This is a genomic window from Bartonella sp. 220B (assembly GCF_026930205.1).
Classification (GTDB): Bacteria; Pseudomonadota; Alphaproteobacteria; order Rhizobiales; family Rhizobiaceae; genus Bartonella.
In genome coordinates, this window is record NZ_JANHOI010000004.1 from 89,967 (window position 1) to 102,913 (window position 12,947).

Sequence of the window (12,947 nt, forward strand, 5' to 3'; positions counted from 1 at the left end):
TATGTGAATAGAAAACATCTAAATATTAAGTGCGCAACATTGAAGCTGGCTAACATAATAGTAATGCAGCCAGCTTAGTTCTTCATACAACACCAGTTTTTAACATCTGTGTACGTATGACCATTCTTAAATCATCTATGGGTTTTAAGCGCCCGTTTTCTTCATAATACCAAAAAGTCCAACCGTTACAGCTTTGTGAAGCTTGAGCCTTTCGTCCCATTGCATGAATAGAACCAGCTTCACCACCATGCATGACTGTACCATCAGCCCTTACGATAGCAGATACTTGCTTCTTACGATCATAAAGAACCTCTCCAGGATGAAGTAAACCTGCTTCAAGCAAACTGTTGAATGCTACACGCGGTTCTGTTTTCTTTCTATCCAAAATTGCTAATTCTGGTTTAGCTAAAGGTTTAACCGCAGCAATCCTCTCACATGCTGCATCAATATAGTCTTGCTCACGTTCAATACCCACAAAATCACGCCCCAAAAGTTTGGCAACAGCGCCTGTCGTCCCCGAACCAAAAAACGGATCAAGAATGACATCATCAGGCTTACTAGAAGCCATAATAATACGAGCTAATAAAGCTTCTGGTTTTTGTGTTGGATGTAATTTACGCCCTGCCTCATCTTTTAAACGTTCAGCACCAGTACACAGAGGAAAAAGCCAATCTGAACGCATTTGCAGATCTTCATTCGCAGCTTTTAAGGCATCATAATTAAATGTATATTTTTTATCCTTTTGATCTCGAACAGCCCAAATAAGCGTTTCATGAGCATTTTGAAAGCGACGACCTCGAAAATTAGGCATAGGATTATTCTTACGCCAAATGATATCATTCAACATCCAAAAACCTAAATCTTGTAAAGCTGTCCCCACACGAAAAATATTATGGTAAGATCCTATAACCCAAATCGTTCCGTTGGGTTTCAACACACGACGACAAGCAAGCAACCATGCACGCGTAAAAGCATCATAAGCAGCAAAACTCTCAAACTGATCCCATGCATCATCAACCGCATCAACAAGCGAATAATCTGGACGATACAAAGCACCATCCAACTGCAAATTATAAGGAGGATCGGCAAAAATCACATCAACTGAATGTTTCGGAAGTTTTTCCAATACTGCAACACAATCTCCTTTGAAAATTTTATTGCGCCATGGTATCCGTGAAAGAGTATGAACAAAATCTTTTTGAAGCTGAATAACTGTCATGAAAAACCCAACGAAATGGACTGAATTTGCCCTATAATCAATTAAAATAGTTTATAGGCCCGCATTACCATTCCATATTTACAAAATAGAGTAAACGTATCGTTAAAATTCCACAAAATTAATAGATGTTTTTACTATTTCAGGAAAAGTAAAGAAAATCTATCCTGATAAATCCTTATTTTTCTTCCTTTCAAGTCATCGTTCCCATATCTTTATTTTATCATATGTATAAGAATCACTTTCAAAGCATGTTCTTATACAATAAAATCGTCTCAATGGCATTTTCGTGAAAGTTTTTAATATAATAAAGGAATATCTCATGCCTCAGATAGATCTTGTTATTTTTGATTGTGATGGCGTTTTAGTAGACTCTGAATATCTCGCAGCCAAAATTGGATCTCAATTACTTAAACAAACAGGATATGAAATCTCACCTGAGGAATTGAGTGAACGTTATGCAGGGCTTATTTTTCGCGATATTCTTAAACAAGTTGAACAGGAAACAGAAAAACCAGTTTCTGCTCATCTCATAGATCAAATGTCAAATCTTTTTCGAGCACAAATAGCAACTGAATTACATGCTATTGATGGTATAAAAGAAGCAATAGAGATTATTCAAACACGTTATCCGTACTGTATTTGCTCTAATGCAAAAAGCGTAGATATAAAAGAGATGCTCTCTACCGTTGGTCTTTATGATCTTTTTAATGATAAAGATAAAATATTTTCTGCCCCAGAAGTTGGAACAAAAAAAACTAAACCCGCCCCTGATGTTTTTCTTTTTGCCGCACAAAAATTACATGTAGAACCCCAAAATACCATTGTGATAGAGGATTCACTTCATGGCGTACATGCAGCGTCAACAGCAGGCATGCGCGTTATCGGTTTTACTGGAGGATCACATAGTTACCTTGGTCACTCTCATGCCCTGGCAGAAGCTGGTGCTGAAACGGTTATCGCTAAACACGCTCATTTACTAGAGGTCCTAGAAGCAATGGCTGTATGGCGCGATTTATCATAAAAAAAACTTTTAGAAATTTATCAATTTAAACTCTCTTAAAGAGCACTTTTCAGGTGGCTTATCCTCGTAAAGCATATCTACATAAGTTAAAACACAGCAGCATTGGCTATATACAATTAAAGCATATAGTATTGTTATAATCTATGAAATCTTTATCTCTTTTCAATTGGATTTACTTATTATAAAAAACCTATTACACTTCACTTGGTATCATAAAAAAATATAAAATCCATACAATTAGGAATAAAATATATTATTTTAAACAGAAATAAAAATTTAATTTAAATTATAAAGATCTATAACAAATATCCTTCTGTATAAAATACAAACAAAATAGTATTTTATTAAATAACTTCTTGAAACAGTTTTTTACATTTTTTAGCTTTAATCATTACACTATACTCAATGATAAAAAGAAATATACAATTTTATCATCTCAATATTTTAAAACAAAACTTATAAAATCTCTTTTATATCTAATAATCTAATATTTTTTTATTCTCAATTATTTTTTTATAATTCAATACTAAACTCTACTCATAAGATATATTATGTACTCGAGCTTATTCCAAAAAAACAGCTTAAAATATAAAATACAAAACAGCACAGAAAACCTTTTTTTCCATGATAGCTCGCCTCTCTCTTACAAAATCATTAAAAATAAGAATTTTACTAAATGATACCATTTTCTATACATAAATACCTTTAGTAAATTTTTGAAAATAAGTTTATTAAATAAAATATAATCTATTTAATACATTATATATTTTTATAAAAATACATAATGTAAATATTTTATTCTTGACTATAAATTCATAATGAAATATATGTGCGCATATTGTGTAATTTATTGGTGCGATATGTATTTATTTTATTATGCTTATTAAGTATATACAGATGCATTTATCTCTTACATATTAATAAAAATATAGAATATTTGAGGTAAAAAATTATGGTCAAATTGTTTAAAAATTATATGTTAAATATTTTTATAGTAGCTGCTTTTTTTCTTTCACAAATTGTAAGTGCTCATGCGAATTATTTGAAAAATATTTCTCAAAAAGAGGATGTTACTGATTACGTATTGGAACAAGTAGCAACGGTAACATCTACAGCAACTAATACCACTGCTTCCTATGTTCCAGCTGTAAGTTACGGAACGATAAATGGGGCTAGCATTGAAGGAAAAGTTGAAAAGGTTGTTGAACCCATGACATTAGGAATTGGGCTTTTATTTGCTGGATATGGAATAAGTTTCATAAGCTCAATAATAGGATGGATAAAAGACATAGTCTTAATGTTCAAATAAAACCATTCAATATAAAGCTATACAAGAAATGGCTTCATTATGAATTTAATAAAATATTAAAAAACATAGTGAAGCATTTCTGTAATAACAAATATAAATAATACAGACTATCCTCTATGTTCACTTACTAATGCAATCATAAACCCACATTGAGGGTAGAAAGTATTTGAGGTAAAATTATGACAAAAATTTTAAAAAATTATATATTAAATATTTTTATAGCGATTGTTTTTATTCTTTCACAAGTTGTGAATGTTCATGCAAATCATTTGAGCAATAATACACAACAAGAAGATGTTTCTGTTTCTCTCATAGAGCAAGCAAAAAAGAAGGTAACCCATATGGCTGCTCTCTATGCTCCAAATTTAAATGATGGAGCAAAAAATGAGGCTACCGTTGAAGGAAGAGTTGAAAAGGTTCTAGAGCCTCTTACACTGGGAACTTTTGGTCTTTCAGTATTAGCTGGATATACAACATCTATAGTGGGTATGTTCTTAGCATGGATGATAAAGGGCATAACATCATTTATCAAATCTCGTGCTTAAACATTTGAAATGTTTATAAGAACAAGATCTTCCAATATCACATCAGAATCTCGCCGTATTATGTGTTCTTATTTTAAACAAAATACACAGCGGTACATTCTGTCAAAAGCAACAAGAGCCACTCCATTTCGTATAGTGAGCGTGTTGAGCGGCTCTATCAATGTATTCCTTCATTAAAGATAAAACTAAAAAATATTTGAGGTAGAATTATGATTAAAGTGCTAAAAAATCATATGTTAAGTATTTTAATAGCAAGTGCTTTCTTTCTTTCACAAGTCGTAAATGTTCATGCAAACCATTTGAGCAATAATACACAACAAGAAGATGTTTCTATCATAGAGCAAGCAAAAAAGAAGGCAATCAATATAGCTACTCTTTATGTTCCAAGTTTAAAGCATGGAACAGAAAATAAAGATACCACCGAAGGTAAAATTGAGAAAGTATTTGAACCTATTACACTAGGAACTTTTACGACTATAGGATCCATGCTTTTTGGTTACTTCACTGGGTTTCTTATGGCTGTCTTCAGTGGACTCATCGGGATAGGAATAGGAAAAACTAAAAAGTAAATCTAAAAAACCAAATAATTCCAAAACATTTTTAATTCCAGCCTGCCTCAAAGAATTGGGCAGGCTTTTTTATGCTTTTTATGGATGACTTTTCTCATTACACATAATACTATGTAGCATAAATAGAATGCCTCTTAACATAAAATAAAAACGGATAATTTAAACTGAACAAATAGTTCTTCCGATGCACAGCTTACGTACGAAATACCATGAAATTATCTCATAAATCCCCAGCATGAACATAATTGTCACTTCGCAGAGATTAATTGTCATACGCATTTTTGATTATACAAGGTTGAAGAAAAAAGTAAGCACTCGCAATGAATTCTCTTCGAGAAATATTATCTTGTATAATGATCAAAGTATTTAGAAAATAACATAAATTATAAAATAACAAATAAAAGAGTTAAATTTTAACAAAATAAAATTTTCTTATTATTCAATATGTTATATTAAAATATCTAAAAACGCTAAAAGTATTTATTCTTCTGCCATTGATTTTTCATTATTCACAAGCATAAGTGAATAAACTTTCATTCATTTAATAATTTCAATCTCTTTAAAAACATGAAATATAGAGTTTCATTAGTTTACTGAAAATAAATGAAAGAAAAACTTATGAAATATATCAGCACAAGAGGCGAAGCCCCCACTTTAGGCTTTACTGAAACTATCATGACTGGTCTCGCTCATGATGGTGGACTTTATCTTCCAGAAAAATTCCCTCAATTATCACCCGATACATTACGCGCGCTCCGCGGACAATCCTATACGACAATTGCTAAAACAGTTCTTTGGCCTTTTGTGAATAACGAAATCGAATATACCTCTTTTGAAAATATGATTGCTGAATCTTATGCCACGTTTCATCATCCAGCGATCTTTCCGTTACAACAAACTGGAGAAAATGAATTTATCCTTGAACTTTTTCACGGTCCTACTTTGGCATTTAAAGATGTTGCAATGCAGTTTCTTTCTAGATTGATGGATTATGTTCTCACTCAAAAAAACAAACGAGCAACAATCATTGCTGCTACATCAGGGGATACTGGTGGTGCGGCAATACAAGCCTTCGCTGGAAGAAAGCGTGCAGATATTTTTATTTTATTCCCTCAAGGACATGTATCATCTGTTCAACAACGACAAATGACTACTCATCAAAGCAGTAATGTTCATGCTATCGCCATTGACGGAAATTTTGATGATTGCCAAGCTCTCGTTAAAGCAATGTTTAACGATCATAATTTTCGACAAAAAAGAGCGCTTTCAGGTGTTAACTCTATAAACTGGGCGCGTATCATGGCGCAAATTGTTTACTATTTTTCATCTGCACTCTCCCTCGGTGCCCCTGATAGATCCGTCTCATTTACTGTTCCTACTGGAAATTTTGGTGATATTTTTGCAGGGTATGTTGCAGCCCGTATGGGATTACCCATTGCACAGCTGATCATTGCAACAAATGATAATGACATTCTCGCACGCACATTAACCAGCGGTATTTATGAAACACGGCCGATAACCCACACAACATCACCGTCCATGGATATTCAAATCTCTTCTAATTTTGAACGCTTGCTCTTCGAAAGTGGCGAACGTGACCCAGTATGGATTCGCAATGCAATGGAAAATTTGAGAAAATCAGGATATTTTCATCTTGATGAAAAACAGCTTAAGAATATTCGTTCTCTCTTTTCTGCTGGGAAAAGTAGTATAACTGAAACAGCACAAATGATTGACCGTATTTATAAAGAAAGTGGTTATCTTGCTGATCCACATACAGCTGTTGCTCTTAAAGTAGCACGCGAAAACAAGCAGCCACATATTCCAATGATTGTCCTTGCCACTGCGCATCCTGCAAAATTCCCTGACGCCATAAAAAATGCCTGTGGACTTAACATCCCCTGTCCATCTTGTCTAGACAATTTAATGGAACGCGAAGAACATTTTATCAATCTTGCTAATAATGAAAAAATAGTAAAAGATTACATTTCTTTAAAATCATGTGCATCTTATTGAAGTTAGCTGCATTGAGTCAAATCAACAATATTCCAATACCCTTACAAATAAGGTATTTGGCTTATTAATGGAGTCATAAATACATGCGTGTAGACATCAGTCGTCTTAGTAATGGTTTGACTATCGCCACACATACAATGCAACAAATTGAGAGTGTAGCTCTCGGAATATGGGTTAAGGTTGGCTCTCGCAATGAAACCTGCTCACAACACGGCATTGCACATCTTCTCGAACATATGGCTTTCAAAGGAACGGAAAACCGTACAGCCTTTCAAATTGCAGCTGATATTGAAGATGTTGGTGGTGAAATTAATGCTACGACCAGCACTGAAACAACGGCTTATTTTGCGCGCGTACTCAAAAATGATATGCCACTTGCCATTGATATTTTAGCCGATATTTTGATGTGTTCAAAATTCGATGAAAATGAATTAGAACGAGAAAAACAAGTGGTTGTTCAGGAAATTGGTGCCGTTCGTGATGTTCCTGATGATATTGTTTTTGATCACTTTACTGAAACAGCTTTTCGTCACCAATCGCTTGGACGCTCTATTTTAGGTACCCCAAAAACAATTCAATCATTTACATCTGCTGACCTCCACAATTTTATGAAGCAACAATATAGTGCAGACCGTATGATCGTGGTCGCAGCAGGAGCTGTACAGCATGAAAATTTTCTGCAAGAAGTTGAAAGCCGCCTTAGCACTTTTCGTCCCCATGCAACAGCACCTCTCACAAATCTTGCAAATTATGTTGGTGGCGATTTTCGTGAATATCGCGATTTAATGGATACCCAAGTTGTTCTTGGTTTTGAAGGGCGTGCTTATCACGCACGTGACTTTTATGCTGCTCAAATTCTTTCAATTATTCTTGGCGGAGGCATGTCTTCCCGCCTTTTTCAAGAAGTGAGAGAAAAACGTGGATTATGCTATTCTGTTTATGCTTTTCATTGGGGGTTTTCAGATACTGGACTTTTTGGAGTTCATGCTGCCACTGGACAAAAAGGACTAAAAGAACTGCTTCCCGTGATTCTTGATGAGCTTTCTAAGGCAAGCAAAAATATTCACGCTAATGAACTTCAACGCGCACAAGCGCAATATCGCGCTAACCTTACAATGTCACAGGAAAATCCTTCTAGTCAAGCACATCTTATTGCTCGCCAAATGCTTCTTTATGGTCGTCCAATTCCAATATCTGAAACAATGGAACGCTTAGATCTCATTACTCCTGCAAGATTAACTGATTTAGCCCATCGTCTCGTTCACAATTCCACTCCAACATTAGCCGCTGTCGGTTCTGTTGGATCGCTCATGAATTTTGATGATTTAACATCAATTCTTTCATATAAAATGAAATAAGATTAAATAAAGGCTTTCCAAAATGTTTTTGTGTGTATTGGAGATATCTTTTTATAAAGCAATAGCACCATCACTTACATAGATTTTATAATAAAATTTACTAAAAAAGTTCTTCTTACTAAATAAGTTTTGGAAATATTTATCAAAGTACTGTACACAACTACCCAACTCCTGCTTCATGTGATAGAGTATTTGATAAGCAAAGGTATATCTATGAAATTTGAAAACTCATGGTGTAATTTTGCCTACAAAAATATAGGATTCTATTGTCTTCAAGCTCACTGAAGCAAATGAAAGGTGAACTTATTTTTGTGTAAAATCGTATAACTTTTCAAAAAATAATAACCGCTTGTTGTATAGAACAAATTATAAAGGTGGACGTTTTTTCTCGAAAATCTAAATTAAACTGAAACATCCTAAAATATTGAGAGTGGGACATTGTGAAGAGTTTGCGTAAAATCATTGATATCGTTTTCATTATAATCGTCAGTTCTTTTATCCACCTTACGTCAGCACAGGCAATTGAGCCTGTTAAAATTTCTTCTCAAGATGCCGCTCTTAACCTTTCAAAAGCAATTGAAATTCACCATACCAATAACTCTATATTTCAAACGAGTACAGCACCAGGACCAGATGGTATTGTATGGCGCATTGAGGTCCAGGCAAAAAGTGAAAATTTTTCTGGAAACTGGGCAGTATTTTCTCTTGCAAATCCAACAGATGAACAAATTGACCGTCTTATCGTGGCTCCCCATTATCGTATGGCGCATTCAGGATTTCTTTGGCCTGACCTCGGATCAGCACGAATTCAATCCATTACTCCAAGTGAAGGTTTTTCTCTCGATCGTCAACCTAGTGCAAACTCTGATATCTTTCGTATTACACTGAACCCTGGTGCTGTCATTACATTTGTTGCCGAACTCAACTCTGCAAATCTACCACAAATCTATTTATGGCAACCTGAAACCTATAAAGATGCAATCAATTCTTATACACTTTATCATGGTATTCTTCTTGGTATATCAGGTCTTTTGGCACTCTTGTTAACTGTTCTCTTTGTCGTTCGTGGAACAGGGCTCTTTCCTGCAACAGCAGCTATCGCTTGGGCAGTACTCTTTTATATTGGTATAGACTTTAACTTTTTAAATAAATTCTTTGCAATTACTCTAACAACGCAGCCGATCTGGCGTGCTGCTACAGAGGTAGCACTTGCTGCTACACTCTTCATTTTCCTTTTTACCTATCTCTGTCTTAATCGTTGGCATTATCATTTCAGTTATGGTGCAATTATATGGACCATTGCTCTTTGTGGACTAGGGGCATTTGCTATTTATGATCCAACTAGAGCAGCTGGTATTGCCCGTATGTCTTTTGGACTCACCGCTGTACTTGGTATCATTTTAATCAGTTATCTCTCTATTCGTAGCTATGACCGTGCAATTATGCTTATCCCAACATGGTTGCTCATTAGTTTCTGGTGTATTGGAGCTTATGCCTGCATAGCAGGATATTTAAACAATGATATTATTCAACCAGCATTAGCAGGGGGATTAGTACTCATTATTCTTCTTATCAGCTTTACTGTCATGCAACAAACTTTTTCCAATGATGCTTTCCATGAAGGAATATTTTCCGATCTTGAACAACAAGTGCTCGCAGCAAAGGGTGCTGGAAATATTATTTGGGACTGGGATGTCGAGCGTGACCGCATTGTTGTACATCCCAATATGACAACTCTTTTTGGTATTGAAAGCCACAAACTTAACGGTCCTATGTGCAACTGGATTTCAGCCTTGCACCACGATGATCGTGAGCGCTTTCAGTCCATATTGGATATCATTCTTAAAAATAAAAGGGGACGTATCGATCAAATTTTTCGGCTGTCTTCTGGTGGTGGCTATTATCATTGGTTTTCTCTTCGCGCACGCCCGGCTATGCAAAAAGATGGGAAGATTACACGTGTCATTGGCACCATTGTTAATATTACCAATCACAAAAAATCCGAAGAACGCTTATTGTATGATGCCATTCACGACAGCTTAACAGGTCTCCCTAACCAACAAATTTTCTTCGATAGATTACAAAACTATGCTTCTTTAGCTAAAGCAAATATCAAAATTAGACCAACTGTCTTTATGATTGACTTTGATAATTTTCGTCAAATTAATCGCAAATTAGGTATAGCTGTTGGTGATACTATACTGCTCATCATAGCACGCCGTTTAAGCCGGCTTATTAACTTTCAAGATACCTTATCACGTCTTTCCGCAGATCGTTTTGCAATTATTTTACTCAGTGAAACGGAGCCACAGAAAATTGCTGCATTTGCTGATCATCTGCACAAAACAATCTCAGCACCTATTTCACTTACAGAAAAAAAAATAACACTTTCAACATCAATTGGACTCGTCACATGGAGTGAAAGTAGGTCCACCGCTAAAGATATTTTAAATGACAGTGAACTCGCGATGATACGTGCAAAACAAATGGGGGGTAACCATATTGAGCCTTTTCGCCCCAATTTTCGCACCTTAGGCATTGAACATAACACTATGGGGAAAGATATTCACACTGCCATAAAACGTCATGAAATAAAAATCCTCTACCATCCTATCCTTAACTTATCAGATGGACATATTATTGGTTGTGAAACAATTATAGAATGGCATCATCCAAGATACGGAAATTTAAATATCTCTGATTTTATTAAGATCGTAGAAAATGAAAAAATCGTTATGGATTTGGCGCAATTTATTATCGATCATGCTGTTATTGATCTTACAAATATACAAGAAAAATTTTCTCAACAATCCTTCTTTATTTCAATGAATTTGCCAAGTACAGAAATGATTCATCCACGCTTTATCAGTCAACTACGCTCGGCTTTACTTCGCACCCCCCTCAACAAAGGAGGCTTGATGATAGAAATATCCGAGTTTGTCTTAAGAAAAAATCCTGAACAATCAGCACACTTTCTTGAGCAAATTAAAGCTCTTGGAATCAATCTTGCACTCGATAATTTTGGAACGGGGTATTCATCACTTACTTATCTCGTGCGTTATCCTTTCGACATGGTTAAATTGGATCGCTCGCTTATCTCAATAGACTCTCTCAAGAAAAAGCTTGTCCTCAAGTCCATTATTAATATGGCAACGGACCTTAATTTGCAAATTATCGCAGAAGGCGTTGAAAATGAAAAAGAAGCGATCTTCCTCCGTCAAGAAGGATGCAAATATGTTCAAAGTACTCTTGTGACTAAGCCAATTGCCATCGAAGAATTAATCATTCTCATTCAGAACCATTTCCCTTATACAACCAAAATATAGTGAATAGGACATCATATACAATCAAATACTTAGACTCTACGCATGCCCCATTTCAGAAGCGAGATAGGTTGGATTGATTCCCATGCGGATTAAACTTTCGTCGTATTTGCGACTTAAATCGCTTTCAAAAAGAAAACTAGGCGATGTAGAGCTAATTAACCAACCATTCGTAGAAATTTCTGCTTCGAGTTGTCCGGCTTTCCATCCAGCATAACCTAATGCTATCAATGCATGCTGCGGGCCTTGTTCACAACTAATCGCTTTTAATATATCAATCGTCGCTGTGAAACAGACCTTATCTGCAATAGAAACAGTTTCTTCACAAGCATAATCATCAGAATGCAACACAAAACCTCGCGAGGGATCAACAGGACCACCATAGCGTACTGGAAACTTTTTTATCGGTTCAGAAAGAACTGTTTTTTGACCACTTGTTATCACCCCAAGATGAAGCAAAAGCTCTGGAAAATCAATATGGTGCAATTGATTGAGAATAATCCCCATAGCGCCTGCATCAGAATGCGCACAAACATAGATAACAGAACGAACAAAACGTTTGTCATTCATTCCTGGCATTGCTATGAGTAACTGGCCCCCCAGAAAACCATTACACTGCTTCATCAATCTGCTATTCTCCATAATTTATATGCTAAAAATCACTTTAGTGAGTACAATAGGAAGATAAAGCTCCAATGAAAAAAATTCCAATATTTATAAGGTTACAAGACATCGCAATTTCTCTTTATAAAAAACTTTTGGTTACTTTTAGCTTAACATTCATAATTTTAGAATTACTTAACTCCCCTGTCAGAGCTCATACAAAACAAAACGCATATCTTTTGGCAACATCTTGGTATGAATCAGATGGTGGGCGTATCAGATTAGCTCTTACCGAATCGTCTCTTTCTGGAATAAGAGAGGGTATTATTGAAATTGTTCTCAAACAAAAATGGAAAACCTACTGGCGCAATCCAGGTAATTCCGGCATGGCACCATTTTTTACCTTCAACCAACAGGTTTCTTATGAAATTTTTTATCCCACACCACAGCTCTATGAAACAGAAAATGACTGGTCATTAGGCTACAAAGATAAAGTCGTATTGCCCTTTATTATTTCTGGTTCAAGCAAAAATTTAAGTGGTACTTTAACACTTGGATTATGTCACAAAATCTGTCTTCCCTTTACTGTTCACTTTGATTTTTCTCCATCGGTTCAAAAAAACAAACGTCTTCCTTTATCCTTGTTAAAGAAAGCACAAGATACTTTACCTCTTACAACACATGATGCATTTAAAATACGTGCTGAAAAAAAGGAAAACACCCTCTTCATTAAAATACAAAATAAACATAAAATTACCCCTCACGCTCTCTTTTTAGATGGAGGAGAACTGCAAATTGGACCAGCAAAAAAAGTAAGTAAAAATGCAAATTATACACTCTTTAGCGCTCCAATCTATTTCATTCCAGATGAAGCAAACCACACAGTTTTTTATACAGTTTCTTTTAAAAACCATGCTTTAAGTGGAACATTTACACTCTCTCGGCAATTATCACCTCTTGCTACTCCGTGATAAAAGAGAAAGA

At 35.2% G+C, this 12,947-nt stretch carries 10 protein-coding genes; 8 read left to right on the forward strand and 2 right to left on the reverse strand.

The features are described from left to right. Positions 1–82 precede the first annotated feature (82 nt). A complete protein-coding gene (locus NPX99_RS04230) occupies positions 83–1,219 on the reverse strand; it encodes a site-specific DNA-methyltransferase (RefSeq protein ID WP_269030657.1) in 1,137 nt (378 codons plus the stop codon). A 319-nt stretch (positions 1,220–1,538) separates the two neighbouring features. Here NPX99_RS04230 and NPX99_RS04235 point away from each other — a divergent pair, with 319 nt between their 5' ends. The 7 genes from NPX99_RS04235 (at position 1,539) to NPX99_RS04265 (ending at position 11,363) form a co-directional block, all read left to right on the forward strand. Continuing rightward, positions 1,539–2,240 carry an HAD family hydrolase gene (locus NPX99_RS04235; protein WP_269030658.1) on the forward strand — a complete coding sequence of 234 codons (702 nt, stop codon included), beginning with the start codon at positions 1,539–1,541 and terminating at the stop codon, positions 2,238–2,240. Between the two features lie 952 nt (positions 2,241–3,192). Continuing rightward, positions 3,193–3,549 (forward strand): hypothetical protein, encoded by a 357-nt coding sequence (locus NPX99_RS04240; protein ID WP_269030659.1) that lies wholly within the window; start codon positions 3,193–3,195, stop codon positions 3,547–3,549. 179 nt (positions 3,550–3,728) lie between these two features. Continuing rightward, positions 3,729–4,094, forward strand: coding sequence for a hypothetical protein (locus NPX99_RS04245; RefSeq protein ID WP_269030660.1), 366 nt, complete (start codon positions 3,729–3,731; stop codon positions 4,092–4,094). Between the two features lie 209 nt (positions 4,095–4,303). Beyond that, positions 4,304–4,663 (forward strand): hypothetical protein, encoded by a 360-nt coding sequence (locus NPX99_RS04250; protein ID WP_269030661.1) that lies wholly within the window; start codon positions 4,304–4,306, stop codon positions 4,661–4,663. A 618-nt stretch (positions 4,664–5,281) separates the two neighbouring features. Continuing rightward, a complete protein-coding gene (gene thrC, locus NPX99_RS04255; protein WP_269030662.1) occupies positions 5,282–6,679 on the forward strand; it encodes a threonine synthase in 1,398 nt (465 codons plus the stop codon). A gap of 83 nt (positions 6,680–6,762) precedes the next feature. Continuing rightward, positions 6,763–8,037 carry a M16 family metallopeptidase gene (locus NPX99_RS04260; protein ID WP_269030663.1) on the forward strand — a complete coding sequence of 425 codons (1,275 nt, stop codon included), beginning with the start codon at positions 6,763–6,765 and terminating at the stop codon, positions 8,035–8,037. A 440-nt stretch (positions 8,038–8,477) separates the two neighbouring features. Beyond that, positions 8,478–11,363, forward strand: a complete 2,886-nt coding sequence (locus NPX99_RS04265; protein ID WP_269030664.1) for an EAL domain-containing protein — start codon at positions 8,478–8,480, stop codon at positions 11,361–11,363. A gap of 36 nt (positions 11,364–11,399) precedes the next feature. Here the strand turns inward: NPX99_RS04265 and NPX99_RS04270 are convergent, their stop codons facing one another. After that, the gene (locus tag NPX99_RS04270; RefSeq protein WP_269030665.1) at positions 11,400–11,984 is read right to left on the reverse strand and encodes a YqgE/AlgH family protein; all 585 of its coding nucleotides are present in this window, start codon (positions 11,982–11,984) and stop codon (positions 11,400–11,402) included. A 71-nt stretch (positions 11,985–12,055) separates the two neighbouring features. On the opposite strand from NPX99_RS04270, the gene NPX99_RS04275 reads away from it, so the two are divergent. Then, the gene (locus NPX99_RS04275) at positions 12,056–12,934 is read left to right on the forward strand and encodes a protein-disulfide reductase DsbD domain-containing protein (protein ID WP_269030666.1); all 879 of its coding nucleotides are present in this window, start codon (positions 12,056–12,058) and stop codon (positions 12,932–12,934) included. The last annotated feature ends 13 nt before the right edge of the window (positions 12,935–12,947 follow it).